Annotated in this window: 20 protein-coding genes and 3 tRNA genes; 19 read left to right on the top strand and 4 right to left on the bottom strand. The window is 69.3% G+C overall.

Annotated features, from left to right (window positions below):
* Window positions 1–12: 12 nt before the first annotated feature.
* Window positions 13–1,302 carry an amidohydrolase family protein gene (locus ACIRPX_RS34555; protein WP_404202671.1) on the bottom strand — a complete coding sequence of 430 codons (1,290 nt, stop codon included), beginning with the start codon at window positions 1,300–1,302 and terminating at the stop codon, window positions 13–15.
* Window positions 1,303–1,591: 289 nt separating this feature from the next.
* Here ACIRPX_RS34555 and ACIRPX_RS34550 point away from each other — a divergent pair.
* The 8 genes from ACIRPX_RS34550 (at window position 1,592) to ACIRPX_RS34515 (ending at window position 6,946) form a co-directional block, all read left to right on the top strand.
* Window positions 1,592–1,664, top strand: a tRNA-Thr gene (locus ACIRPX_RS34550).
* Window positions 1,665–1,710: 46 nt separating this feature from the next.
* Window positions 1,711–1,783, top strand: a tRNA-Met gene (locus ACIRPX_RS34545).
* Window positions 1,784–1,873: 90 nt separating this feature from the next.
* Window positions 1,874–2,038 (top strand): 50S ribosomal protein L33, encoded by a 165-nt coding sequence (rpmG, locus tag ACIRPX_RS34540; RefSeq protein WP_003948671.1) that lies wholly within the window; start codon window positions 1,874–1,876, stop codon window positions 2,036–2,038.
* Window positions 2,039–2,349: 311 nt separating this feature from the next.
* A complete protein-coding gene (locus ACIRPX_RS34535) occupies window positions 2,350–2,802 on the top strand; it encodes a MaoC family dehydratase N-terminal domain-containing protein (RefSeq protein WP_404202669.1) in 453 nt (150 codons plus the stop codon).
* Window positions 2,803–2,809: 7 nt separating this feature from the next.
* Window positions 2,810–3,238, top strand: a complete 429-nt coding sequence (locus ACIRPX_RS34530; RefSeq protein ID WP_404202667.1) for a MaoC family dehydratase — start codon at window positions 2,810–2,812, stop codon at window positions 3,236–3,238.
* Between the two features lie 150 nt (window positions 3,239–3,388).
* Window positions 3,389–3,958, top strand: coding sequence for a TetR/AcrR family transcriptional regulator (locus tag ACIRPX_RS34525; RefSeq protein ID WP_404202665.1), 570 nt, complete (start codon window positions 3,389–3,391; stop codon window positions 3,956–3,958).
* A 106-nt stretch (window positions 3,959–4,064) separates the two neighbouring features.
* Complete coding sequence (locus tag ACIRPX_RS34520) at window positions 4,065–5,507, top strand: DHA2 family efflux MFS transporter permease subunit (protein WP_404202662.1); 1,443 nt, start codon at window positions 4,065–4,067, stop codon at window positions 5,505–5,507.
* Window positions 5,508–5,890: 383 nt separating this feature from the next.
* A complete protein-coding gene (locus ACIRPX_RS34515; RefSeq protein WP_404202660.1) occupies window positions 5,891–6,946 on the top strand; it encodes a UDP-N-acetylmuramate dehydrogenase in 1,056 nt (351 codons plus the stop codon).
* 21 nt (window positions 6,947–6,967) lie between these two features.
* Here ACIRPX_RS34515 and ACIRPX_RS34510 read toward each other — a convergent pair whose 3' ends face one another.
* The 3 genes from ACIRPX_RS34510 to ACIRPX_RS34500 all read right to left on the bottom strand — a co-directional run bounded on the left by ACIRPX_RS34510 (window position 6,968) and on the right by ACIRPX_RS34500 (window position 10,234).
* Complete coding sequence (locus tag ACIRPX_RS34510) at window positions 6,968–7,456, bottom strand: NAD(P)-dependent oxidoreductase (RefSeq protein WP_404202659.1); 489 nt, start codon at window positions 7,454–7,456, stop codon at window positions 6,968–6,970.
* Between the two features lie 385 nt (window positions 7,457–7,841).
* Window positions 7,842–8,882, bottom strand: coding sequence for an adenosine deaminase (locus tag ACIRPX_RS34505; RefSeq protein ID WP_404202658.1), 1,041 nt, complete (start codon window positions 8,880–8,882; stop codon window positions 7,842–7,844).
* A 125-nt stretch (window positions 8,883–9,007) separates the two neighbouring features.
* The gene (locus ACIRPX_RS34500) at window positions 9,008–10,234 is read right to left on the bottom strand and encodes a pyridoxal phosphate-dependent aminotransferase (RefSeq protein ID WP_404202656.1); all 1,227 of its coding nucleotides are present in this window, start codon (window positions 10,232–10,234) and stop codon (window positions 9,008–9,010) included.
* A 282-nt stretch (window positions 10,235–10,516) separates the two neighbouring features.
* Between ACIRPX_RS34500 and ACIRPX_RS34495 the strand changes: the two genes are divergently transcribed.
* From ACIRPX_RS34495 to ACIRPX_RS34445, 11 genes are all read left to right on the top strand, one after another.
* A tRNA-Trp gene (locus ACIRPX_RS34495) sits at window positions 10,517–10,589 on the top strand.
* Window positions 10,590–10,694: 105 nt separating this feature from the next.
* Window positions 10,695–10,979 carry a preprotein translocase subunit SecE gene (gene secE, locus ACIRPX_RS34490; protein ID WP_384252194.1) on the top strand — a complete coding sequence of 95 codons (285 nt, stop codon included), beginning with the start codon at window positions 10,695–10,697 and terminating at the stop codon, window positions 10,977–10,979.
* 80 nt (window positions 10,980–11,059) lie between these two features.
* Window positions 11,060–11,908, top strand: coding sequence for a transcription termination/antitermination protein NusG (gene nusG / locus ACIRPX_RS34485; RefSeq protein WP_404202652.1), 849 nt, complete (start codon window positions 11,060–11,062; stop codon window positions 11,906–11,908).
* Window positions 11,909–12,076: 168 nt separating this feature from the next.
* The gene (rplK, locus tag ACIRPX_RS34480) at window positions 12,077–12,511 is read left to right on the top strand and encodes a 50S ribosomal protein L11 (RefSeq protein WP_030317334.1); all 435 of its coding nucleotides are present in this window, start codon (window positions 12,077–12,079) and stop codon (window positions 12,509–12,511) included.
* Window positions 12,512–12,594: 83 nt separating this feature from the next.
* Window positions 12,595–13,320, top strand: coding sequence for a 50S ribosomal protein L1 (rplA, locus tag ACIRPX_RS34475; RefSeq protein WP_384252199.1), 726 nt, complete (start codon window positions 12,595–12,597; stop codon window positions 13,318–13,320).
* A gap of 138 nt (window positions 13,321–13,458) precedes the next feature.
* On the top strand, window positions 13,459–14,367 hold the full coding sequence (locus tag ACIRPX_RS34470) for a hypothetical protein (protein WP_404202649.1): 909 nt from the start codon (window positions 13,459–13,461) through the stop codon (window positions 14,365–14,367).
* Window positions 14,368–14,486: 119 nt separating this feature from the next.
* Window positions 14,487–15,350: a DUF1396 domain-containing protein gene (locus ACIRPX_RS34465; protein WP_404202646.1), complete on the top strand. Its 864-nt coding sequence runs from the start codon at window positions 14,487–14,489 to the stop codon at window positions 15,348–15,350.
* 276 nt (window positions 15,351–15,626) lie between these two features.
* On the top strand, window positions 15,627–16,157 hold the full coding sequence (rplJ, locus tag ACIRPX_RS34460) for a 50S ribosomal protein L10 (RefSeq protein WP_404202644.1): 531 nt from the start codon (window positions 15,627–15,629) through the stop codon (window positions 16,155–16,157).
* 146 nt (window positions 16,158–16,303) lie between these two features.
* Window positions 16,304–16,693 carry a 50S ribosomal protein L7/L12 gene (gene rplL / locus ACIRPX_RS34455; RefSeq protein ID WP_404202770.1) on the top strand — a complete coding sequence of 130 codons (390 nt, stop codon included), beginning with the start codon at window positions 16,304–16,306 and terminating at the stop codon, window positions 16,691–16,693.
* 556 nt (window positions 16,694–17,249) lie between these two features.
* Window positions 17,250–20,735 (top strand): DNA-directed RNA polymerase subunit beta, encoded by a 3,486-nt coding sequence (gene rpoB / locus ACIRPX_RS34450; protein WP_404202642.1) that lies wholly within the window; start codon window positions 17,250–17,252, stop codon window positions 20,733–20,735.
* A gap of 99 nt (window positions 20,736–20,834) precedes the next feature.
* Window positions 20,835–24,734 carry a DNA-directed RNA polymerase subunit beta' gene (locus ACIRPX_RS34445; protein WP_404202640.1) on the top strand — a complete coding sequence of 1,300 codons (3,900 nt, stop codon included), beginning with the start codon at window positions 20,835–20,837 and terminating at the stop codon, window positions 24,732–24,734.
* Window positions 24,735–24,851 lie beyond the last annotated feature (117 nt).

Genomic DNA, 24,851 nt, shown 5'->3' with positions numbered 1-24,851 from the left:
CTCCCTCACCCCTTACGACAACTTCCCCCGCCCCTGGCGAGGCAGCCCCAACTCCGTCGCGGCCGACTCCGAATTGCAGTACTCCCGCACCGCACTCGTGCGCGCCACCACCCGCCCCCGGTGCACCACGATCCGGCTGTAGGCCAGCGACAGCACCCCGGCCAGCCGGTCGCCGCGCAGCGCCAGCAGTTCGGCCGGGAAACCCGCCTCCACACGCACCTCGGGCAGCCCCATCAGGGCCCGCGCCGACGAGCTCACCGCGTCGTACGCGTCCTCGGGCCGCAGCCCGTACCGCGAGGCCAGCAGGTACGCCGCCTCCAACGGGTCCCCGCGCCCCACCGGGTTCGACAGGTCGCGCAGGGCGCCGCCGCCGGCCGCCACCCGCACACCGGCCGCCCGCAGCAGCCGTACCGGTGCGGTCTCGCGCAGGTCGGAGCCGTCGCAGCCGCCCTGCGGCAGGCACGCCACCGTCACCCCGGCCGCCGCGAGCTGGTCGGCGGTCCGCCGGACCAGGTCGGAGGGCAGGCCGGTGAGACCGCCGCACGGGCCGAGCGTCACCCCGGGGCGCAGTCCGGCGGCCATCGCGACGAGCCGGGCGAGCCGGGCCGGATCGGCGGCGTCGGTGTGCAGGTCGACGGGGCAGCCGTGTTCGGAGGCGACCTCGAGGACCGCTTCCACGTACCCGGTCGGATCCGGGTCCACGTCCGGGCAGCCACCCACGACGGAGGCGCCCATCTTCAGCGCGTCCCGCAGCATCGCCAGCCCGTCCGCCCCGGCCACGCCGGTCAGCACCCTCGGCATCGCCACCGTCGTCAGCTCCGTCAGCCCGCGCAGCGAACGCCGCGCCTGCAGCACGGCGGCGAGTGCCCCGAGTCCCTGGACGTCACCCACGCGCACGTGCGCGCGCACCGCGGTCGCCCCGTGCCCGAGCTGAAGCAGCGCCGCCTCCGTGGCCCGGCGCTGGACCTCCTTGGCGTCGTACGACAGCGGTCCGTCACCCTCGGCCGACAGCGCGGTGTCCAGGTGGGCGTGCGCCTCGGCCGGCGCCGGCAGGAGCAGGTAGCCGGTGAGGTCCACGCGCGTGCCGCTGCCCTGCGGCCCGCCCGCGGCCAGGCTGCCGGCCGTGCCGACCGCCTCGATGCGCCCGCCGCACAGCCGTACGTCCACGGTCCGGCCGTCGGTCAGCCGCGCCCCGCACAGCAGCAGCGCGGACGGCTCGCCCCCCTGGCCCGGGGAACCCGGACTGCCCGAGGCGCCCGAGGAGGAGGACCACGAGTGGGGCGGCGGCTGGCTCTCGGGCATCGCGCTCCAGGTGCTCGGGGACTGTGCGGCACAAACGCAAGATCACGCAGAGTGAGACGAGCCTAGGACGGCGGTCCGCCCGTGTCGGGGAGGAGCGCAATAGTCGTACCGGTGTGGTCCGCCGTGCGGCGGAGGCGGCAGGGGCCTGCGGGGGAGCGGAGAATCCGGCCGGGGCGGGGACCGTGACAGGCCGGGGTGGGGACCGTGACAGGTCCGGCAACTGGCCGGGACGGGGCCGCGAAACGGATTTGGGCGAACGGCGGCGGAGCGTGTAATGTCTTCATCGCTCGCCCCAATAGCTCAGTCGGCAGAGCGTCTCCATGGTAAGGAGAAGGTCAACGGTTCGATTCCGTTTTGGGGCTCTGGTGTGTGAGGTTCCCGTCGCGAGGCGGGAACGGATCGCATCACAGCGGTGTAGCTCAGTCGGTAGAGCAAGCGGCTCATAATCGCTGTGTCACCGGTTCAAGTCCGGTCACCGCTACTGACAGTAGCCGATTGCGGGGTCGGTCCTTCGATCGGCTACTCTTCTATGCGTTAATCCCTTTCCATCCGTTCGTCAAGGAGCACTCACGTGGCTGCCACCGACGTCCGCCCGAAGATCACGCTGGCCTGCGTGGAGTGCAAGGAGCGGAACTACATCACCAAGAAGAACCGGCGTAACAACCCGGACCGTCTTGAGATGAAGAAGCACTGCCCGCGTTGCAACGCGCACACCGCGCACCGCGAGACGCGATAAATCAGGCTCGTTCGCGAGGCCGCCCCCGCAGTCGGGGGGCGGCCTCGCGTCGTTTCGGCCCTGGTTACCGACCGGTTCCGATCCACCGCGGATCGACCATGCGTAACCATGGGTCGACCGACAGCCACCGCAGGCCGAGTGGTAGCAATGACGCGTCGACCGCAGGCAGTCGCTGATCGGCCGACGGCACGCGCCGCTCGCCCGGCGGCTCGTGCTCGATCGGCCGGCGCACCGTGCCGGCCGGCCGGCGGCCGACCGGACCCCCGGCACCGGCCGGACATCGACAGGCAGACACCAGGAGGTGCCGAGCCATGGCGCTCGACCAGTCCTTCGTGGGGCGGAGCTACCCGCCCACCGAGCCCTACGAGGTGGGCCGGGAGAAGATCCGCGAGTTCGCGGAGGCGGTGGGGGACCCCAACCCGGCGTACACGGACCCGGAGGCCGCCAAGGCCCTCGGTCACCCCGACGTGATCGCCCCGCCGACCTTCGTCTTCGCCATCACCTTCAAGGCCGCCGGACAGGTCGTCGAGGACCCGCGGCTGGGCCTGGACTACAGCCGCGTCGTGCACGGCGACCAGAAGTTCAGCTACGTCCGGCCGGTGCGCGCCGGAGACCGGCTGACCGTCACCTCGACCATCGAGGCCGTCAAGTCCATGGCCGGCAACGAGATCCTGGACATCCGCGGCGAGGTCCACGACGAGGCGGGCGAGCACGTCGTCACCGCCTGGACGAAGCTGGTCGCCCGTGCGGCAGAGGAGGCGTGAGGAACCGATGACGGCGAAGATCGCTTACGACGGCGTCGAGGTCGGCACCGAACTGCCCGCCCAGACCTTCACCGTGACCCGCGCCACGCTCGTCCGGTACGCGGGCGCCTCCGGGGACTTCAACCCGATCCACTGGAACGAGAAGTTCGCCAAGGAGGTCGGGCTGCCGGACGTCATCGCGCACGGCATGTTCACCATGGCCGAGGCGGTCCGGGTGGTCACCGACTGGACCGGCGACCCTGGCGCGGTCGTCGAGTACGGCGTCCGCTTCACCCGGCCCGTCGTCGTCCCGAACGACGACCAGGGCGCCACGATCGAGGTCAGCGGCAAGGTCGCCGCCAAGCTCGACGACAACACGGTCCGCGTGGACCTCACGGCGACCAGCGGCGGCCAGAAGGTGCTCGGGATGTCGCGGGCGGTCGTACGGCTGGCCTGAGCGGCACGTCTGGAGCAGGGGTAAGGGGCGTCCTCCACTGTGGGGCGCCCCTTACCGGCGTGAGGTCCCCTACCTGCGACAACGGGTGAAGGGTGAGGGGGGTTCCGGCAGGTCTTGACGTGGTTAGTGATTAAGTACTAACTTACCTGCATGGCCAGGATGAGCGCAGAGGAGAGGCGCGAGAGCGTCATCCGCGCGGCGACCACCGAGTTCGCCCGCGGCGGTTACTACGGCACCTCGACCGAGGCGATCGCCAAGCGGGTCGGGGTCTCGCAGCCGTATCTCTTCCGCCTCTTCCCGGGCAAGAAGGCGATCTTCCTCGCGGTGGCCCAGCGGTGCATGCAGGACACCATCCGCACCTTCGAGGAGGCCGCCGAGGGGCTGGAGGGCGAAGACGCCCTGCTGGCCATGGCGAACGCGTACACCAAGGTCATCGCGGAGCGGCCCGAGCGGCTGCTGATGCAGATGCAGATGTACGTCGCCGTGGCCGCCGCCGAGCAGGCCGGCGACCACGAACTCGGCGAGGAGGTGCGGGCGGGCTGGATGCGGCTGTGGGACACGGTCCATCTGCCGCTCGGTGCCGACGTCGAGGGGACGACGACGTTCATGGCGTACGGCATGCTCATCAACTGTCTGGTGGCGATGGGCTTTCCGCCCGAGCACCGGGTCTGGGAGGGGCTGTTCCCGGAGGCGCGGCTCAACGGCCGGCTGGGGAAGTAGCCCATCGGAAGGGCGTCACGGGCGCCTTTTCCTGTCCGCGGAAATTAGTCATCACTAACTAACCGAACTGACCGCAGCAGCGGCCGACTCACCCGCTGGGGGAGCGATGTCACAGCAGACCGCACATCGCGGGGGAACCGTCTGGGCCCTCGTCATCACCAGCGTCGCCGGTTTCATGGCGGCCCTCGACAACCTCGTCGTCACCACCGCCCTGCCCTCCATCCGCAAGGACCTCGGCGGGGCGCTGGGCGACCTGGAGTGGACGGTGAGCGCGTACACCCTCACCTTCGCCGTCCTGCTGATGTTCGGCGCGGCGCTCGGCGACCGCTTCGGCCGCCGCCGGATGTTCCTCGCCGGCCTCACCGTCTTCACCGGCGCCTCCGCCGCGGCGGCCATGGCCACCGGGATCGACTCCCTGATCGCCGCCCGCGCCGTCCAGGGCGTCGGCGCGGCCGTCATGATGCCCCTGACGCTCACCCTGCTGACCGCCGCCGTGCCGGTCGCCAAGCGCGGGATGGCGTACGGGATATGGGGCGCCGTCAACGGCCTCGCCGTGGCCTCCGGACCGCTGATCGGCGGCAGCCTCACCGAGCACGTCTCCTGGCACTGGATCTTCTGGCTGAACGTCCCGCTGGGCCTCGCCCTGCTGCCGCTCGCCCGGCTGCGCCTCGCCGAGTCCCACGGCACCGGCGCCCCGCTCGACGTCCCCGGCACCCTGCTGGCCAGCGGCGGCCTCTTCGGCATCGTCTACGGCCTGGTCCGCGGGCCCGCCGACGGCTGGACCAGCCCGCTGGTGATGACCGGCCTGTTCGCCGGATCGGCGCTGCTCCTCGGCTTCGTCCTCTACAGCCTGCGCGCCAAGAACCCGATGCTCCCGATGCGGCTGTTCCGCTCCCGCGCCTTCTCCGGGATCAACGCCGCGAGCCTGCTGATGTTCCTCGGGATGTTCGGCTCGATCTTCCTGCTCAGCCAGTTCATGCAGGGCGTCCTCGGCTACTCGCCCACCGAGGCGGGCCTCAGGATGCTGCCCTGGACCGGGATGCCGATGCTCGTCGCGCCGATCGCCGGCATCCTCTCCGACCGCATCGGGGGCCGCCCCGTCGTCGCCACCGGGCTCTTCCTGCAGGCCGCGGGGCTCGGCTGGATCGCCGCCGTGGCGACGACCGGCGTCTCCTACGCCGCCCAGCTGCCCGGCCTGATCCTGAGCGGTATCGGCATGGCCCTGTACTTCGCCCCGGCGGCCAACCTGGTCATGTCCAGCGTCCCGGCCAAGGAACAGGGCATCGCCTCCGGCGCCAACAACGCCCTGCGCGAGGTCGGCGGCGCACTCGGCATCGCGATCATGTCGTCGATCTTCGCGGCGCAGGGCGGCTACGAGTCCGGTCAGGCCTTCGTCGACGGGCTGAAGCCCGCGCTGGTGACCGGCTCCGCCGTCGTCGCGCTCGCCGGGGTGGCGGCGCTGCTGATCCCGACCCGGCGGCACGCCGCGCACCTCGCGACGGCCACCGGGCGGACGGCGGAGCCGGCGCTGGAGACGGCGTCCCACTGACCCCCCGACCCGCCCCCTCCCGGGGAGCGGCCCTGCCCACCCTGCCCTGGACCGTGCCGCCCCCCCCCGCCCCCGCGACACCGCCCGGGACGGTCCAGCCGGCGAACTCCTTGAGCGCCTGCGACGACTCCCGGGCGGACAGGGACCAGAAGGCCCGCCGCGGGGGCCGCGCTTCGGCAAGGCTCCGCAGGCGCCGGGCGCGGCTCACCTGCCGCCCCACAGGCCCGGTGTGCGGAGACGAACTCCCGCTGGAGCCGCCGGAGGCGTTCCGGCGGCTGAGCCGGGCGCGCGCGTACGGCCCCGCCCACCCCGGCGGGGCCGTACGCGCGCGTGGCCGCTCGGCCGGCCGCGCGCCGCCGGGGCCGTCTCGTAGGCTTGGGCCCGTGCAGGAACTCCACGACGCCCCCCTCGCCCCGCTGACCACCTTCCGGCTGGGCGGCCCCGCGACCCGGCTGCTCACCGCGGCCACCGACGCCGAGGTGATCGCCGCCGTCCGCGAGGCCGACGACACCGGCACACCGCTGCTGGTGATCGGCGGCGGCTCGAACCTGGTCATCGGCGACAAGGGCTTCGCGGGCACCGCACTCGTCGTCGCCACCGAGGGCTTCGAGCAGACCGGCACGCGCGTGGAGCTGGCCGCCGGCGAGGTGTGGACCGACGCAGTCGCACGCACCGTGGAGGCGGGCCTCGCCGGCATCGAGTGCCTGGCCGGCATCCCGGGCTCGGCCGGCGCGACCCCCATCCAGAACGTGGGGGCGTACGGCCAGGAGGTCTCGGCCACCATCACCGAGGTCGTCGCCTACGACCGCCGCACCCGCGAGACGGTGACCATCCCGAACGCCGAGTGCGCCTTCTCCTACCGCCACAGCCGCTTCAAGTCCGACCTCGAGCGGTTCGTCGTGCTGCGCGTCCGCTTCGCGCTGGAGGACGCCGACGGCCTCTCCGGTCCGATCAGGTACGCCGAGACGGCCCGCGCCCTCGGCGTCGAGCCCGGCGACCGCGTGCCGCTGGCCGCGGCCCGCGAGACCGTCCTCAAGCTGCGCTCCGGCAAGGGCATGGTCCTGGACCCCGAGGACCACGACACCTGGTCGGCCGGTTCCTTCTTCACCAACCCGATCCTCACGGACGCGCAGTTCGCCGCCTTCCACGCGCGCGTGCGCGAGCACCTCGGCGACGGCGTGGAGCCGCCCGCGTACCCGGCGGGGGAGGGCCGCACCAAGACCTCCGCCGCCTGGCTGATCGACAAGGCGGGCTTCACCAAGGGCTACGGCACCGGCCCCGCCCGCATCTCCACCAAGCACACCCTCGCCCTCACCAACCGGGGCGGGGCCACCACCGACGACCTGCTCGCGCTCGCCCGCGAGGTCGTCGCCGGCGTCCGCGACGTCTTCGGCGTCACCCTGGTCAACGAGCCGGTCACGGTCGGGGTCAGCCTGTAGCGGGCGACCGGGCGGGCCTTCTCAGTAGGCGACGCCCACGCCCTGTTTCACCGTCCCCGGGTCCTCGGCCATCGCCGGCATCGCGTGGGCCACGTCCGCGCGGGCGATGAAGCGGCCCCCGGCCGGGAAGCCGCCGACCACCGTCCGGTAGACGCCCGTGACCGGCTTGTCCCGCAGCCGCGGCGGGCGGACGACCGTCCAGGCCGTGGCGCCGCGCGCCAACTCGGCCTCCATCTCGCCCAGATCGGCGTAGACGTCCTTGAGCAGCGCGGAGACGATCCCGCGCGCGGTGCGGTCCAGCAGACTCTCCTTCTCCGGCGCCGGCCCGACCGGCGCGGCGCCGACCACGAGCAGCCGCCGCACCCCCTCGGCCTCCATGGCACCCAGGACCGTACGCGTGAGCCGGGCCGCGACTCCCGCGTCCTTGCGGCTGCGCGCCCCGAGCCCGGACAGGACCACGTCCCGGCCGGCGAGGGCCGGGGCGAGCCGGTCGACCTGGTCCTGGTCCACCCCGCGTCCGGCCTGCGCCACAGCAGGTGGCCCGAGCTGCGCCGGAAGCTGCGGCAGGGCACGCCCCTGACCGTCCGCACCGACGAGGCACGCACCGCCCGGGACGCCGCGTCATGGCGCGGCCGGCGGGAACGGGCGGATTTCCGGAAGGAGCTGCGGCACACCGCGCACGCCCGCACGCTCCTCCTGTCCGGCAGCCGGGGCGTCTTCGCCGAGGCGGCCACGAGACTGGCCCACGCGGCGGGCCGGGGTCCGCGCCGAAGACGCGTCCACACCGGGCGGTCGGCGCTGATGTCCGCCCTCCCGGGCCTGGTCCGGCCGCCCGGCGGCGGTCACCCCGTCGAGGTACTGATCTGCTTCGCGCCGTACCCGCCCTGCGCCCACTTCAGGCGGCCGGGGCGCTGAGCCAGTCGTCCACGCCCGAGAGCAGCTTCGTCTTCACGCCCTCCGGCGCCGCCGAGGCCCGTACCGACTGGCGGGCCACCTCCGCCAGCTCCTCGTCCGTGAAGCCGTGGTGGCGTCGCGCGATGTCGTACTGGGCGGCCAGCCGGGAGCCGAACAGCAGGGGGTCGTCGGCGCCCAGCGCCATCGGGACACCGGCGTCGAGGAAAGTCCGCAGCGGCACGTCCTCCGGCTTCTCGTACACGCCCAGGGCCACGTTCGAGGCGGGGCAGACCTCGCACGTCACGCCGTTGCGCGCCAGGCGCTCCAGCAGCCGCGGGTCCTCCGCCGCCCGCACGCCGTGCCCGATGCGGTGGGCGCGCAGGTCGTCCAGGCAGTCACGGACCGAGGCGGGGCCGGTCAGCTCGCCGCCGTGCGGGGCCGACAGCAGCCCGCCCTCCCGGGCGATCGCGAAGGCCCGGTCGAAGTCCCGCGCCATGCCGCGGCGTTCGTCGTTCGACAGACCGAAGCCGACCACACCGCGCTCCGCGTAGCGCACGGCCAGCCGGGCCAGCGTCCGGGCGTCCAGCGGATGCTTCATGCGGTTCGCGGCGACCAGCACCCGCATGCCCAGGCCCGTGTCCCGCATGGTCGTCTCGACCGCGTCCAGGATGATCTCCAGCGCCGGGATCAGACCGCCCAGCCGGGGCGCGTACGACGTCGGGTCCACCTGGATCTCCAGCCACCCCGAGCCGTCCCTCAGATCCTCCTCGGCGGCCTCCCGCACCAGGCGCCGGATGTCCTCCGGCTGCCGCAGGCACGAGCGCGCGGCGTCGTACAGCCGCTGGAAACGGAACCAGCCCCGCTCGTCCGTCGCCCGCAGCCGCGGCGGCTCCCCGCCGGTCAGTGCCTCGGTCAGGGTCTCGGGCAGCCGCACGCCGTACTTGTCGGCCAGCTCCAGGACGGTGGTGGGCCGCATCGACCCGGTGAAATGCAGATGCAGATGGGCCTTCGGCAGCTCAGAGACATCACGTACACGCTCCATTCCAGGATCCTGCCGTACGTCCCGGCCGTCCCGGTAGCGGATTCCCCGTACGTGGTCTTGCTCGCACAAAGAAACAGGGGCCGGCGCACCGAAACCGGTGCGCCGGCCCCCGCGGGACGCGGACCTCAGGCCTTCGCCTCCGCCAGCAGCTTCTGGATCCGGCTGACGCCCTCGACGAGATCCTCGTCACCCAGGGCGTACGACAGCCGCAGATAGCCGGGCGTGCCGAACGCCTCACCCGGGACGACCGCGACCTCGGCCTCCTCCAGGATCAGCGCGGCGAGCTCGACCGTGTCCTGCGGGCGCTTGCCGCGGATCTCCCTGCCGAGCAGGCCCTTGACCGACGGGTACGCGTAGAAGGCGCCCTCGGGCTCCGGGCAGACCACGCCGTCGATCTCGTTGAGCATCCGCACGATGGTCCGGCGGCGGCGGTCGAAGGCCTCGCGCATCGTCGCCACCGCCTCCAGGTCGCCCGAGACGGCGGCCAGGGCGGCGACCTGCGCGACGTTCGACACGTTCGAGGTGGCGTGCGACTGCAGGTTGGTCGCGGCCTTGACCACGTCCTTCGGGCCGATGACCCAGCCCACGCGCCAGCCCGTCATCGCGTACGTCTTCGCGACGCCGTTGACCACGATCGTCCGGTCGGCGAGCTCGGGCACGACCACCGGCAGGGAGTGGAACTCCGCGTCCCCGTACACCAGGTGCTCGTAGATCTCGTCCGTCAGGACCCACAGGCCCTTGTCGGCGGCCCAGCGGCCGATCTCCTCGATCTGCTCACGGGTGTAGACGGCGCCCGTCGGGTTGGAGGGGGAGACGAAGAGCAGGACCTTCGTGTTCTCCGTCCTGGCCGCCTCCAGCTGCTCGACGGAGACCCGGTAGCCGGTCGTCTCGTCCGCGACGACCTCCACCGGGACACCGCCCGCCAGGCGGATCGACTCCGGGTACGTCGTCCAGTACGGCGCCGGCACGATGACCTCGTCGCCCGGGTCGAGGATCGCGGCGAAGGCCTCGTAGATGGCCTGCTTGCCGCCGTTGGTCACCAGGATCTGGGACACCTCGACCTCGTAGCCGGAGTCGCGCAGCGTCTTCGCGGCGATCGCGGCCTTCAGCTCGGGCAGACCGCCGGCCGGCGTGTACCGGTGGTACTTCGGCGTCCGGCAGGCCTCGACCGCGGCCTCGACGATGTAGTCGGGAGTCGGGAAGTCGGGCTCACCGGCGCCGAAGCCGATCACCGGACGCCCGGCTGCCTTGAGGGCCTTCGCCTTGGCGTCCACGGCGAGGGTGGCGGACTCGGAGATCGCGCCGACTCGGGCGGAGACCCGGCGCTCGGTGGGAGGGGTTGCAGCGCTCATGGGGTCCATCGTTTCAGACCGGAAACCGGGGCGGCACGCGGGTTTCACAGACTGAACATCCAGGGGTCGGTCGTTGAACACCCGTCCGGAATCCACCGATGGCCTGGGTGATCTTCCGCCCCGATCCCGGCCGTCCCGCTCCCCAAGGCCCCCACGGGCGCTTTCTGTTCGACGGGGCGCTTCGGACCACGTACACTCTCACCTCGTTGGCCATCAGCTGCCGCGCCGCGGGCGGTGCACACCGAGCACCCGTCCGGATGCGGTACGTTGGGGGACACGCAAAGGGTCGTAGCTCAATTGGTAGAGCACCGGTCTCCAAAACCGGCGGTTGGGGGTTCAAGTCCCTCCGGCCCTGCTACACACACCTTCGCCAGGTGTGCGCATGTACGTACAGCAATGCAACGCCGTGCGGCTCAGACCGGGCGCGGCACGGCCACGACCCGGGAACAGGTGAGGACGAATGGCGGACGCCGTGGGCTCCATCGACACGCCTGACGCCCAGGACGAGGCGCAGGAGCCGAAGAAGGCCCGTAAGGGCGGCAAGCGGGCCAAGAAGGGTCCGCTCAAGCGGCTTGCCCTCTTCTACCGCCAGGTCGTCGCGGAACTCCGCAAGGTCGTCTGGCCCACGCGTAACCAGCTGACGACGTACACCACCGTGGTGATCGTCTTCGTCGTCATCATGATCGGCCTGGTCACCGTGATTGACTATGGACTCAACCACGCGGCCAAGTACGTCTTCGGCTGAGCCGAGAGCGAAGGGCGCCGAGGTACCCGGCGCCCCTTTCGCATGTTCCACCCCTATGTATCCAGGAAGAAGCAGCCACCGTGTCTGACACGAACCTGAACGACGACGCCATCGAGCCGGACCAGTCCGTGGACGACGAGCTGGACATCGTCGAGGGCGCGGACGAGCAGGACGAGTTCGAGGCTGCCGAGGCCGAGGCGGGCGAGCCCGCCGAGGAGGCCGCCCTCCAGGTCGTGGACGAGCAGGAGGCCGCCGAGGAAGAGGGCGCCGAAGAGGCCGCGGAGCAGGCCGTCGAGGAGGAGGCCGAGCCGGTCGACCCCGTCGTGGCCCTCCGCGAGGAGCTTCGCACCCTGCCCGGCGAGTGGTACGTCATCCACACCTACGCCGGCTACGAGAACCGCGTGAAGACCAACCTGGAGCAGCGCGCCGTCTCGCTGAACGTCGAGGACTACATCTTCCAGGCCGAGGTGCCGCAGGAAGAGGTCGTCCAGATCAAGAACGGCGACCGCAAGACGATCAAGCAGAACAAGCTCCCTGGCTACGTCCTGGTCCGCATGGACCTGACGAACGAGTCCTGGGGCGTCGTCCGCAACACCCCCGGCGTCACCGGCTTCGTGGGCAACGCCTACGACCCCTACCCGCTGACCCTGGACGAGATCGTCAAGATGCTCGCCCCGGAGGCCGAGGAGAAGGCCGCCCGCGAGGCCGCCGAGGCCGAGGGCAAGCCCGCCCCGCAGCGCAAGGTCGAGGTCCAGGTGCTGGACTTCGAGGTCGGCGACTCGGTCACCGTCACCGACGGCCCCTTCGCCACGCTCCAGGCGACCATCAACGAGATCAACCCCGACTCGAAGAAGGTCAAGGGTCTGGTGGAGATCTTCGGCCGCGAGACGCCGGTCGAGCTCTCCTTCGACCAGATCCAGAAGAACTAGCTTCTGTCGGACAAGAGCTTCCGACCAGGTCAGGCGGGCTGTTCGCAGCGTGCCTGACCTGCTCGGTTTTTGGCCGCGCAACCATACCCGTTATCGTTGTGCGGTATGCCTGCGTTCGGGTGGTCCCCGGAGGCAGGCAGGACCCGAACCGAAAGGACCCGGAGAGCAATGCCTCCCAAGAAGAAGAAGGTCACGGGGCTCATCAAGCTCCAGATCCAGGCCGGTGCCGCCAACCCGGCCCCGCCGGTCGGCCCCGCGCTGGGTCAGCACGGCGTCAACATCATGGAGTTCTGCAAGGCGTACAACGCCGCGACCGAGTCGCAGCGTGGCTGGGTGATCCCGGTGGAGATCACGGTCTACGAGGACCGCTCCTTCACCTTCATCACCAAGACGCCGCCGGCCGCCAAGATGATCCTCAAGGCCGCGGGCATCGAGAAGGGCTCCGGCGAGCCGCACAAGACCAAGGTCGCCAAGATCACCGAGGCGCAGGTCCGCGAGATCGCCACCACCAAGCTCCCCGACCTCAACGCCAACGACCTGGACGCCGCCGCGAAGATCATCGCCGGTACCGCGCGTTCCATGGGCGTCACGGTCGAGGGCTGAGCCCCAACTCCCCCGTAAACCAGCAGAAGTGGCGGGGCCTGCTCGGCCCGGACCACGACTCCTAAGAATCACCAGGAGAAGCAGTGAGCAAGCGCAGCAAGTCTCTCCGCGCTGCGGACGAGAAGATCGACCGGGACAAGCTCTACGCCCCGCTCGAGGCCGTCCGTCTCGCCAAGGAGACCTCCACGACCAAGTTCGACGGCACCGTCGAGGTCGCCTTCCGCCTGGGTGTCGACCCGCGCAAGGCCGACCAGATGGTCCGTGGCACCGTGAACCTTCCGCACGGCACCGGTAAGACCGCCCGGGTCCTGGTCTTCGCGACCGGTGACCGTGCCGAGGCCGCGCGTGCCGCGGGCGCCGACATCGTCGGCGCCGACGAGCTGATCGACGAGGTCTCCAAGGGCCGCCTGGACTTCGACGCCGTCGTCGCCACCCCGGACCTCATGGGCAAGGTCGGCCGCCTCGGCCGCGTGCTCGGTCCCCGTGGTCTCATGCCGAACCCCAAGACCGGCACCGTGACCCCGGACGTGACGAAGGCCGTCAACGACATCAAGGGCGGCAAGATCGAGTTCCGCGTCGACAAGCACTCGAACCTGCACTTCATCATCGGCAAGACGTCGTTCGAGGACGACAAGCTGGTCGAGAACTACGGCGCCGCGCTGGAGGAGATCCTCCGTCTGAAGCCGTCCGCCGCCAAGGGCCGCTACATCAAGAAGGCCGCGGTCAGCACCACCATGGGTCCCGGCATCCCGGTCGACCCGAACCGCACCCGCAACCTCCTCGTCGAGGAGGACCCGGCCGCCGTCTGAGCCGACGGCAGTCGCGCGTACGCGAGTTTTCCGCGGGCCCCGCAACCTTTCGAGGTGCGGGGCCCGTCCCTTTTCCTGATACGTGTCGGTGCGCTGCGTTAGCGTGCAGACACAGCGACCGCATAGGGGTGGGGACGGATGAAGAGCACGACAGCGCGTCAAGTGGGCCTTGCCGTCGTGGTGTTGACCGCGCTGTCGGGGGTGGCGGCCTGCAGCTCCTCGGACTCCTCCACGGGCGGCAAGGACGGCAAGGCGTCCGGCAAGGGCGCGACGCACGTCAGTCCCGTCGCGGCGCTGCGCAGTGCCGAGAAGTCCACCGACGGCGCCGACTCCGCCAGGGTCGAGTCGACGACCACCATGGGCTCGCTGATGTCCATGACCGCCGACGGCGCCCTCGGCTGGGCCCACGGACTCACCGGCAACCTGACCATCACGTACACCGGCGGCTCCATGGCCGACACCATGCGCCGGCTCGGCACGACGTCGATGCGGGCCCGCTATCTGCCCGACGCCTACTACGCGCAGATGGGCGACCGGTTCGCGCAGCAGGCGGGCGGCAAGCACTGGATCCGGTACGGCTACGACGACCTCGCCGCCCTCGGCGGCGGCTCCGGCGCCTACCTCAAGGACCAGATGCAGAACACGACCCCCAACCAGTCGGTGAAGCTGCTGCTCGCCTCCGGGGACGTCAGGAAGGTCGGCAGCGAGACGGTGCGCGGCGTGGACACCACGCACTACTCGGGCACGGTGGACGTCGCCGACCTCGCCGGCGAGAACTCCAGTCTCTCCGCGAGCCAGCTCGCCGGGCTGAAGAAGCAGCTCACCCAGGCCGGTGTCACCACCGAGACCGTGGACATCTGGGTCGACGGCAAGGACCTGCTGGTCAAGAAGGTCGAGAAGGGCCGGATGTCGGCCGGTGAGTACAGCCAGACCGCGTACTACAGCGACTACGGGGTCACGGCGTCCGCCGAGCGTCCGCCGGCGGGCGACACCGAGGACTTCCGGGAGCTGCTGAAGAAGCAGGGCGTGAACGGCAGTGGCTCCTGAGCCGGCTGATGCGCGTGGTCCGCACGATACGCACGGGAATTGAGATGACCTTTGCCACCTCTTGGGGTTAGGCTCTCGTCCTTACTGTGTATCAGCCATGCATTCCTTGGGGGGAATCGATGGAGTCTGCCGTTCGTGGTCCCGTGCGCCGCAGAGCGATGGGGGCCGGCCTCGCGGCCGTGCTGCTCGCCGGAGGAGCGGTCGCCTGCCAGAAGGACGACAAGGCCGGGCAGTCGCCCGCGATGACGCCCGCCGCGGCCGTCGCCAAGGCCGCCAAGAACACCGAGGACATCACGTCCCTGCGCTACCGGATGACCGGCAAGGTCCCCGGTGAGGGGCAGATCTCCGGCGAGGCGGCGATGAGCATGAAGCCGCTGGCCATGAGCATGAAGATGACGGTGCAGGACCAGGCCGCCGACGGCCCGGTCGAGATCCGTCTCGTCGACAAGGCCATGTACATCGGCGGCAGCGCCGACATGGCCAAGGAGATGGACGGCAAGACCTGGATCAAGTTCGACATGTCCGCGCTCGGCGCCGACAAGGAGCTGAACGCGGACCAGCTGGGCGCCGGCCAGGCCGACAAGAACCCGGCCAGCGAGTCCACCTTCCTCACCGGCTCCAAGGACGTGAAGAAGGTCGGCACCGAGACCGTCGGGGGCGTCAGGACCACCCACTACAAGGGCACGGTCACCGTCGCCGACCTCAAGGCGTCCCTCAAGGACGAGAACAAGACCGTCCGCGAGCAGCGCGAGAAGAGCCTGCAGCAGTACGAGAAGATGGGCATCGACTCGATGACCATGGACATGTGGATCGACGGCGACGACCACACCAAGCAGTTCCGGATGCGGGGCGACGCCGACAAGGGCCCGATGGACATGACCATCCTCTTCCTCGACTACAACAAGCCGGTGACCGTCACGGCCCCGCCCGCCAAGGACACCGCCGACCTGGCCGAGATGATGAAGCAGGCCCAGAGCGGCTGAGCGCCGTAGGACCGGATTTGCCTGACGGTGAGCCGGTCACGTACTCTCCTACAGAAGCCAAAGACCGCTGGTCGTTGCCGTGCGCTCGCAAGAGGGTGCGGTGGCCGAAGGATCCGCTGAACCGCGGACGACCCGCGCAGGTGACTGTGGAAGTGCTCCCGGACCCCGCTCCATGGGGAATTCGGTCGAGCTACGCCCCGTGCGCCTGCGCCGGGGCGTTTCGTTTTCCCCAGCCCCTTCCGAGCGGTCCCATCACCCGGAAGGAGGCCGACGCTTATGGCAAGGCCCGACAAGGCTGCCACGGTGGCCGAGCTGACGGAGCAGTTCCGCAGCTCGAGCGCCGCCGTGCTGACCGAGTACCGGGGTCTCACCGTGGCGCAGCTGAAGACGCTGCGTCGTTCGCTCGGTGAGAACGCCCAGTACGCCGTGGTGAAGAACACGCTGACCAAGATTGCGGCCAACGAGGCCGGGATCACGACGCTCGACGACCTGTTCAACGGTCCGACGGCGGTCGCCTTCGTCACCGGTGACCCGGTGGAGTCGGCGAAGGGTCTTCGTGACTTCGCCAAGGACAACCCGAATCTCGTCATCAAGGGCGGTGTCCTTGACGGCAAGGTGCTGTCCGCCGACGAGATCAAGAAGCTTGCGGACCTCGAGTCCCGCGAGGTTCTGCTCGCCAAGCTGGCGGGCGCCCTGAAGGGCAAGCAGACGCAGGCTGCTCAGGTCTTCCAGGCGCTCCCGTCGAAGCTCGTCCGCACCGTGGACGCGCTTCGCGCCAAGCAGGACGAGCAGGGCGGTGCCGAGTAACTCGGCTCGCGAAATGACCACGGCCTGAGGCCCAGCGCCTGAGGAAGCGGTCGTAGCGGGCCGAACGTCTACGCAGTAACGCCGCAAGGCGCACGCCCGCCAGACATGTACATCCGGCACCAGCCGACATTAGTGGAAGGAAAGCCATCGTGGCTCTCACCCAGGACGAACTGCTCGCCGAGTTCGAGGGCATGACCCTCATCCAGCTCTCCGAGTTCGTGAAGGCGTTCGAGGAGAAGTTCGACGTCACCGCTGCCGCCGCCGCGGTCGCCGTTGCCGCCCCCGCGGGTGGCGCCGGTGCCGGCGCCGAGCAGGCCGAGGAGAAGGACGAGTTCGACGTCATCCTCACCGGCGCCGGCGACAAGAAGATCCAGGTCATCAAGGTCGTGCGTGAGCTGACCTCGCTGGGTCTGAAGGAGGCCAAGGACCTCGTGGACGGCGCCCCGAAGCCCGTTCTCGAGAAGGTCGCCAAGGACGCCGCCGAGAAGGCCGCCGAGTCCCTCAAGGGCGCCGGCGCCTCCGTCGAGGTCAAGTAAGACCTTTTGGGCTCACCGAGCCTGTAACGCCTGAGCGCGAAAGAGCGATCATCCATCCGGGTGGTCGCTCTTCGGCGTTCCCGGGCGTCGGGCGGCGGCTGCCTTGCACCGGCGGGTGTGCGGAGTATGGTGATCTTCGTCGTGCCTCCAAGCACCCCAGGTGGCATGTGGTTTGGGCCGTGGGGGCCTTGACGAACCGCACGCAGCGCGCAATTCTCAGGACGCGTCGTCACAAGGATCCGAATCCGAGGCATGGATCGGCGACGAAGAGGGCAGTATCAACGTGCATCGAGGGCAGGCATGCCGAGGGCGTTGAGGACAACGAGGGTCACAGAAAATCGGGGCTGGACATCAGTGTGCCAAGTGGCTACACTGACCCTTTGCGCTGCCTGTTAGCTGTCCCCTGCCCGTCACCAGGGGTCTGCCCTCGCCTCAGCACCGACGATCAGACCGTCCCTGACCTGGCCAAAAAGCCGCTTCAGGGAAATCTGTCTCTGTGCGTCGGAGAGGGACCGGTACGCGCGTAGTGAGTCCGAGCCCTCGGAAGGACCCCCTCTTGGCCGCCTCGCGCAATGCCTCGACCGCGAATACGAACAACGGCGCCAGCACCGCCCCGCTGCGCATCTCCTTTGCAAAGATCAAGGAGCCTCTCGAGGTTCCCAACCTGCTCGCGCTGCAGACCGAGAGCTTCGACTGGCTGCTCGGCAACACCGCCTGGCAGAGTCGGGTCGAGGAGGCTCTGGAGTCCGGTCAGGACGTCCCCACCAAGTCCGGTCTGGAGGAGATCTTCGAGGAGATCTCCCCGATCGAGGACTTCTCCGGGTCGATGTCGCTGACGTTCCGCGACCACCGTTTCGAACCGCCGAAGAACAGCATCGACGAGTGCAAGGAGCGCGACTTCACGTACGCGGCCCCGCTCTTCGTCACGGCCGAGTTCACCAACAACGAGACCGGCGAGATCAAGTCCCAGACGGTCTTCATGGGCGACTTCCCGCTCATGACCAACAAGGGCACCTTCGTCATCAACGGCACCGAGCGTGTCGTGGTGTCGCAGCTGGTCCGTTCGCCGGGTGTCTACTTCGACTCCTCCATCGACAAGACGTCCGACAAGGACATCTTCTCGGCCAAGATCATCCCGTCCCGGGGTGCCTGGCTGGAGATGGAGATCGACAAGCGCGACATGGTCGGTGTCCGCATCGACCGCAAGCGCAAGCAGTCCGTCACCGTGCTCCTGAAGGCTCTCGGCTGGACCACCGAGCAGATCCTCGAGGAGTTCGGCGAGTACGAGTCGATGCGCGCCACCCTGGAGAAGGACCACACCCAGGGCCAGGACGACGCGCTGCTCGACATCTACCGCAAGCTGCGCCCGGGCGAGCCCCCCACGCGTGAGGCCGCGCAGACGCTGCTGGAGAACCTGTACTTCAACCCCAAGCGCTACGACCTCGCCAAGGTCGGCCGCTACAAGGTCAACAAGAAGCTGGGTGCGGACGCTCCGCTGGACGCGGGCATCCTGACCGTCGAGGACATCATCTCGACGATCAAGTACCTGGTGAAGCTGCACGCCGGCGAGACCGAGACCACCGGGGACAGCGGCACGGCCATCGTCGTCGAGACCGACGACATCGACCACTTCGGCAACCGTCGTCTGCGCAGCGTCGGCGAGCTCATCCAGAACCAGGTCCGCACGGGTCTGGCTCGTATGGAGCGCGTCGTCCGCGAGCGCATGACCACGCAGGACGTCGAGGCGATCACGCCGCAGACCCTGATCAACATCCGGCCGGTCGTCGCCTCCATCAAGGAGTTCTTCGGCACCAGCCAGCTGTCGCAGTTCATGGACCAGAACAACCCGCTGTCGGGTCTCACCCACAAGCGCCGCCTGTCGGCGCTCGGCCCGGGTGGTCTCTCCCGTGAGCGGGCCGGCTTCGAGGTCCGTGACGTGCACCCCTCGCACTACGGCCGCATGTGCCCGATCGAGACGCCCGAAGGCCCGAACATCGGTCTGATCGGCTCGCTCGCCTCCTACGGCCGCGTCAACGCGTTCGGTTTCGTCGAGACGCCGTACCGCAAGGTCGTCGACGGCCAGGTCACCGACGAGGTGGACTACCTGACCGCCGACGAGGAGGACCGGTTCGTCATCGCGCAGGCCAACGCCACGCTCTCGGACGACCTGCGCTTCGCCGAGAACCGCGTCCTGGTCCGCCGCCGTGGCGGCGAGGTCGACTACGTCGCCGGTGACGACGTGGACTACATGGACGTCTCGCCGCGCCAGATGGTGTCGGTCGCCACCGCCATGATCCCGTTCCTCGAGCACGACGACGCCAACCGTGCCCTCATGGGCGCGAACATGATGCGCCAGGCCGTGCCGCTCATCAAGAGCGAGGCCCCGCTCGTCGGCACCGGCATGGAGTACCGCTCCGCCGTCGACGCCGGCGACGTGGTCAAGGCCGAGAAGGCGGGTGTCGTCCAGGAGGTCTCCGCGGACTACATCACCACCGCCAACGACGACGGCACCTACATCACCTACCGCCTGGCCAAGTTCGCCCGCTCCAACCAGGGCACCTCGGTCAACCAGAAGGTCATCGTCAACGAGGGCGACCGGATCATCGAGGGCCAGGTCCTGGCCGACGGTCCGGCCACCGAGAACGGCGAGATGGCGCTGGGCAAGAACCTGCTCGTGGCGTTCATGCCGTGGGAGGGCCACAACTACGAGGACGCGATCATCCTGTCGCAGCGCCTCGTGCAGGACGACGTCCTCTCCTCGATCCACATCGAGGAGCACGAGGTCGACGCCCGTGACACCAAGCTCGGCCCCGAGGAGATCACCCGGGACATCCCGAACGTCTCCGAGGAGGTCCTCGCCGACCTCGACGAGCGCGGCATCATCCGCATCGGCGCCGAGGTCATCGCCGGCGACATCCTCGTCGGCAAGGTGACCCCGAAGGGCGAGACCGAGCTGACGCCGGAGGAGCGCCTGCTGCGCGCGATCTTCGGTGAGAAGGCCCGTGAGGTGCGCGACACCTCGCTGAAGGTGCCGCACGGCGAGACCGGCAAGGTCATCGGCGTCCGCGTCTTCGACCGCGAGGAGGGCGACGAGCTTCCCCCCGGTGTGAACCAGCTGGTGCGCGTGTACGTGGCGCAGAAGCGCAAGATCACCGACGGTGACAAGCTCGCCGGCCGGCACGGCAACAAGGGTGTCATCTCCAAGATCCTGCCGATCGAGGACATGCCGTTCCTGGAGGACGGCACCCCGGTCGACATCATCCTCAACCCGCTGGGTGTCCCGTCCCGAATGAACCCGGGACAGGTCCTGGAGATCCACCTCGGCTGGCTCGCCAGCCGCGGCTGGGACGTCTCCGGCCTCGCGGAGGAGTGGGCGCAGCGCCTCCAGGTGATCGGCGCCGACCAGGTCGACCCGGGCACGAACGTCGCGACCCCCGTCTTCGACGGTGCGCGCGAGGACGAGCTCGCGGGTCTGCTGCAGCACACCATCCCGAACCGCGACGGCGAGCGCATGGTGCTCCCGACCGGCAAGGCGCGGCTGTTCGACGGCCGCAGCGGTGAGCCGTTCCCGGACCCGATCTCGGTCGGCTTCATGTACATCCTGAAGCTGCACCACCTGGTCGACGACAAGCTGCACGCCCGCTCGACCGGTCCGTACTCGATGATCACCCAGCAGCCGCTGGGTGGTAAGGCGCAGTTCGGTGGCCAGCGCTTCGGCGAGATGGAGGTGTGGGCCCTCGAGGCCTACGGCGCCGCGTACGCGCTCCAGGAGCTGCTGACGATCAAGTCCGACGACGTCACCGGCCGCGTGAAGGTCTACGAGGCCATCGTCAAGGGCGAGAACATCCCCGAGCCCGGCATCCCCGAGTCCTTCAAGGTGCTCATCAAGGAGATGCAGTCTCTCTGCCTGAACGTGGAGGTGCTGTCCAGCGACGGTATGTCCATCGAGATGCGCGACACCGACGAGGATGTCTTCCGCGCCGCGGAGGAGCTCGGCATCGACCTGTCCCGGCGCGAGCCGAGCAGCGTCGAAGAGGTCTGACGGGAGTCCGGCCGGAGGACCTGGTGAGGACCCTCCGGCCGGCCCCTGGACCCCCGTATCAGACCAAAGACTTACAACCCTGAGAGGGATTGACGCATAGTGCTCGACGTCAACTTCTTCGACGAGCTCCGGATCGGCCTGGCCACCGCTGACGACATCCGTCAGTGGAGCCACGGCGAGGTCAAGAAGCCCGAGACCATCAACTACCGCACCCTCAAGCCGGAAAAGGACGGGCTCTTCTGCGAGAAGATCTTCGGCCCCACCCGGGACTGGGAGTGCTACTGCGGCAAGTACAAGCGTGTCCGGTTCAAGGGCATCATCTGTGAGCGCTGCGGCGTCGAGGTGACCCGCGCCAAGGTGCGCCGTGAGCGGATGGGCCACATCGAACTGGCCGCGCCCGTCACGCACATCTGGTACTTCAAGGGTGTCCCCTCGCGCCTCGGCTACCTGCTGGACCTGGCGCCCAAGGACCTCGAGAAGGTCATCTACTTCGCGGCGTACATGATCACGTACGTCGACGAGGAGCGCCGCACCCGCGACCTGCCCTCCCTGGAGGCGCACGTCTCCGTCGAGCGGCAGCAGGTGGAGAACCGCCGGGACTCCGACCTGGAGGCCCGCGCCAAGAAGCTCGAGTCCGACCTGGCCGAGCTGGAGGCCGAGGGCGCCAAGGCGGACGTGCGCCGCAAGGTGCGCGAGGGTGCCGAGCGCGAGATGAAGCAGCTGCGCGACCGCGCGCAGCGCGAGATCGACCGCCTCGACGAGGTGTGGACCCGCTTCAAGAACCTCAAGGTCCAGGACCTGGAGGGCGACGAGCTGCTCTACCGCGAGCTGCGCGACCGCTTCGGCACGTACTTCGACGGCTCGATGGGTGCCGCGGCGCTGCAGAAGCGCCTGGAGTCCTTCGACCTCGACGAGGAGGCCGAGAAGCTCCGCGAGATCATCCGCACCGGCAAGGGCCAGAAGAAGACCCGTGCGCTCAAGCGCCTCAAGGTCGTCTCCGCGTTCCTGCAGACCAGCAACAGCCCCAAGGGCATGGTGCTCGACTGCGTGCCGGTCATCCCGCCGGACCTGCGTCCGATGGTGCAGCTGGACGGTGGCCGCTTCGCGACCTCCGACCTCAACGACCTGTACCGCCGTGTGATCAACCGCAACAACCGCCTGAAGCGCCTTCTCGACCTCGGTGCGCCCGAGATCATCGTGAACAACGAGAAGCGCATGCTCCAGGAGGCCGTCGACGCGCTCTTCGACAACGGCCGTCGCGGCCGCCCGGTCACGGGCCCCGGCAACCGTCCGCTGAAGTCGCTGTCCGACATGCTCAAGGGCAAGCAGGGCCGCTTCCGCCAGAACCTGCTCGGCAAGCGAGTCGACTACTCGGCGCGTTCCGTGATCGTCGTCGGCCCGCAGCTGAAGCTGCACCAGTGCGGTCTGCCCAAGGCCATGGCGCTGGAGCTCTTCAAGCCGTTCGTGATGAAGCGGCTCGTGGACCTCAACCACGCGCAGAACATCAAGAGCGCCAAGCGCATGGTGGAGCGCGGCCGCACCGTCGTGTACGACGTCCTCGAAGAGGTCATCGCCGAGCACCCGGTGCTGCTCAACCGTGCTCCCACCCTGCACCGCCTCGGCATCCAGGCCTTCGAGCCGCAGCTGGTCGAGGGCAAGGCCATCCAGATCCACCCGCTCGTGTGCACCGCGTTCAACGCGGACTTCGACGGTGACCAGATGGCCGTGCACCTGCCGCTGTCCGCGGAGGCGCAGGCCGAGGCCCGCATCCTGATGCTGTCCTCGAACAACATCCTCAAGCCGGCCGACGGCCGTCCGGTGACGATGCCGACCCAGGACATGGTCCTCGGTCTGTTCTTCCTCACCACCGACGGCGAGATGCGGAACGTGAAGGGCCAGGACCGGTCCTTCGCCTCTGTGGCCGAGGCGATCATGGCGTTCGACGCCGGCGAGCTCTCGCTGCAGTCGAAGGTGGACATCCGCTTCCCGGTGGGCACCATCCCGCCGCGCGGCTGGACGCCTCCGGCGCAGGAGGAGGGCGAGCCCGAGTGGCAGCAGGGTGACAGCTTCCGGCTGCGGACCACGCTGGGCCGCGCGCTCTTCAACGAGCTGCTGCCCGAGGACTACCCGTTCGTCGACTACGAGGTCGGCAAGAAGCAGCTCTCCGAGATCGTCAACGACCTCGCCGAGCGCTACCCGAAGGTCATCGTGGCGGCGACGCTCGACAACCTGAAGGCGGCCGGCTTCTTCTGGGCGACCCGCTCCGGTGTCACCGTGGCCATCTCCGACGTCGTCGTTCCCGAGGCGAAGAAGGAGATCGTCAAGGGCTACGAGGCGCAGGACGAGAAGGTCCAGAAGCAGTACGAGCGCGGTCTGATCACCAAGGACGAGCGCACGCAGGAGCTCATCGCGATCTGGACCAAGGCGACCAACGAGGTCGCCGAGGCGATGAACGACAACTTCCCGAAGACCAACCCGATCTTCATGATGGTGAACTCGGGTGCGCGAGGCAACATGATGCAGATGCGTCAGATCGCCGGTATGCGTGGTCTGGTGTCGAACGCGAAGAACGAGACGATCCCGCGTCCGATCAAGGCGTCGTTCCGCGAGGGCCTGTCCGTGCTGGAGTACTTCATCTCCACGCACGGTGCCCGTAAGGGTCTGGCGGACACCGCCCTGCGTACCGCCGACTCCGGTTACCTCACCCGTCGTCTGGTCGACGTCTCCCAGGACGTCATCATTCGCGAGGAGGACTGCGGCACCGACCGCGGTCTGCGCCTCAAGATCGCCGACCGGGGCGCCGACGGCGTCCTGCGCAAGGCGGAGGACGTCGAGACCAGCGTGTACGCGCGCTGCCTCGCCGAGGACATCGTGGTCGACGGCAAGGTGCTCGCGCCGGCCGGTGTGGACCTCGGTGACGTCCTCATCGACCGGCTGGTCGCCAACGGCATCGAGGAGGTCAAGACCCGCTCGATCCTGACCTGCGAGTCCCAGGTCGGCACCTGCGCCATGTGCTACGGCCGCTCGCTGGCCACCGGCAAGCTGGTCGACATCGGTGAGGCGGTCGGCATCATCGCCGCCCAGTCCATCGGTGAGCCCGGTACCCAGCTGACGATGCGTACCTTCCACACCGGTGGTGTGGCCGGTGACGACATCACCCAGGGTCTGCCGCGTGTCGTCGAGCTCTTCGAGGCCCGTACCCCGAAGGGTGTCGCCCCGATCTCCGAGGCCAACGGCCGCGTGCGGATCGAGGAGACCGAGAAGACCAAGAAGATCGTCGTCACCCCGGACGACGGCAGCGACGAGACGGCGTTCCCGATCTCGAAGCGCGCCCGTCTCCTGGTCAGCGAGGGCGAGCACGTCGAGGTGGGCCAGAAGCTCACCGTGGGTGCCACCAACCCGCACGACGTGCTGCGCATCCTGGGTCAGCGTGCCGTCCAGGTCCACCTGGTCGGCGAGGTCCAGAAGGTCTACAACTCGCAGGGTGTGTCGATCCACGACAAGCACATCGAGATCATCATCCGGCAGATGCTCCGCCGGGTGACGATCATCGAGTCCGGCGACGCCGAGCTGCTGCCCGGCGAGCTGGTCGAGCGCTCGAAGTTCGAGACCGAGAACCGTCGTGTGGTCCAGGAGGGCGGTCACCCGGCCTCCGGTCGTCCGCAGCTCATGGGTATCACCAAGGCCTCGCTGGCCACGGAGTCCTGGCTGTCGGCGGCGTCCTTCCAGGAGACGACGCGAGTCCTCACCGACGCGGCGATCAACGCCAAGTCCGACTCGCTCATCGGCCTCAAGGAGAACGTCATCATCGGTAAGCTCATCCCGGCCGGTACGGGCCTGTCCCGCTACCGCAACATCCGGGTCGAGCCGACCGAGGAGGCCAAGGCCGCGATGTACTCGGCCGTCGGCTACGACGACATCGACTACTCGCCGTTCGGCACCGGCTCCGGCCAGGCCGTCCCGCTGGAGGACTACGACTACGGTCCGTACAACCAGTAAGCGAGCAGCATGAGTCGAAGGGCGGTCCCCTCCGGGGGGCCGCCCTTCGGCGTGCCGGCGCCCGCCTGCCGCAGGGGCCGCGGCAAGAGGCGGCGAGCAGCCGTCGTGGCCGGTGTG

The sequence above is a fragment of the Streptomyces sp. NPDC101225 genome (assembly GCF_044767585.1).
GTDB lineage: Bacteria > Actinomycetota > Actinomycetes > Streptomycetales > Streptomycetaceae > Streptomyces.
This window is presented reverse-complemented; position numbering and strand designations above follow the sequence as displayed.